Origin of the sequence: Flectobacillus sp. (genome assembly GCF_049240685.1) — a bacterium.
Lineage (GTDB): Bacteria > Bacteroidota > Bacteroidia > Cytophagales > Spirosomataceae > Flectobacillus.
In genome coordinates, this window is sequence record NZ_JBMLSD010000322.1 from 1 (window position 1) to 1237 (window position 1237).

Annotated in this window: 1 protein-coding gene; it reads left to right on the forward strand. The window is 38.6% G+C overall.

Features of this window, described 5'->3' with window-relative positions; translation table 11 throughout:
• Positions 1-27: 27 nt before the first annotated feature.
• The coding region (locus ACOVQ4_RS14645; protein ID WP_421821371.1) for a transposase at positions 28-1237 on the forward strand (1210 nt) is incomplete at its 3' end.

The window sequence follows — 1237 nt, forward strand, 5'->3', positions numbered from 1 at the left end:
ACAAACACAAACAAACAGGAGGTTTCTATGCATAAAGCATTTCTACAAAATAATGACATAAAATCGAGTAAGTCAAGACTCTCTCATTTACTTCTTCATAAACTTGACCTTTATCTTGCTGACGTCCAGTTATCGTTAGATTCTGTTCTGGATAAGCGTTTAGTTCGTACTTTTTACGATTTAATAGTTGCCATTTTATTGCATCGACACAACTCTATGGGCTTATTGCTTAGTGAGTTAGGTGGATACATTTGTGGCTTTGCACATGCTCCCGCTGGGACAAAGCGCATCAGTAATCTGTTACGTTCCAAAAAATGGACATCTACTATCATTGATAATTTTCTCTTTAGTCAAACTCGAAAAAGGCTTGAATCGTTAGTAAAACAGGGAAAACGTCCGCTAATGCTTTGGGATGATAGTCGGCTAGAAAAGGCTGAATCTTGGTTTTTGGAAGGGCTTTGTAGTGTAGAAAGCTCAAAGGCAAAACGACTAACACGGATAAAAAAAGGATACTATTCTCCTCCTAATAAACGTATTTGTGTTCCTGGTTATCATTGGACAAGTACGTTGCTCTCAGCTTTGGGTGAGTCTGTAAGTGTATGTCAGATGAGTTGGTGGACTACCAGAGGTAAATACAAGGAATATGGTCGAAACATTATGTTTCGGATGCTAGAAAAACTACAAGCACAAGTAGGAAAAGGCATCCTACATGTGCTTGACCGTGGTTACGCTAATGAGTGGACCATCGAGTGGTTTACGAACTTCGAACAAGATTTCCTAGTCCGATGGAAGAAGAATCATTTACTTATACACTCAACTAAAGGTAAAAAGCAAACCCATCTTCTAGCTCGCTCTTTTAAAGCTAGAAGTAAAAAGATTGTGCTCGATTCTCAGAGAAAGATTCTCAAGAGCATTTCTATTGCTTGGACTCAAGTACAACACCCTAGTTTTGAAGACATTAACTTGTCGTTAGTAATAGTGAGAGATACCAAAAACTATCAGTCACCACTCTATTTATTAACCTCATTGCCTGTAGAATCAGCTAAGGAAGCTTGGGAAATATGTCATAGCTACATGCACCGATGGAATATCGAACAGGCGTTTAGATTCGCCAAAACTGAGCTAGCTATTGAATCTCCTAGGTTATGGTTCTTCGAAAATACCCTCAAACTATTAGCCATCGTCACACTTATTTACGACTTCTTGATGAAACTCATCAGGAATTGGCCATCTATTA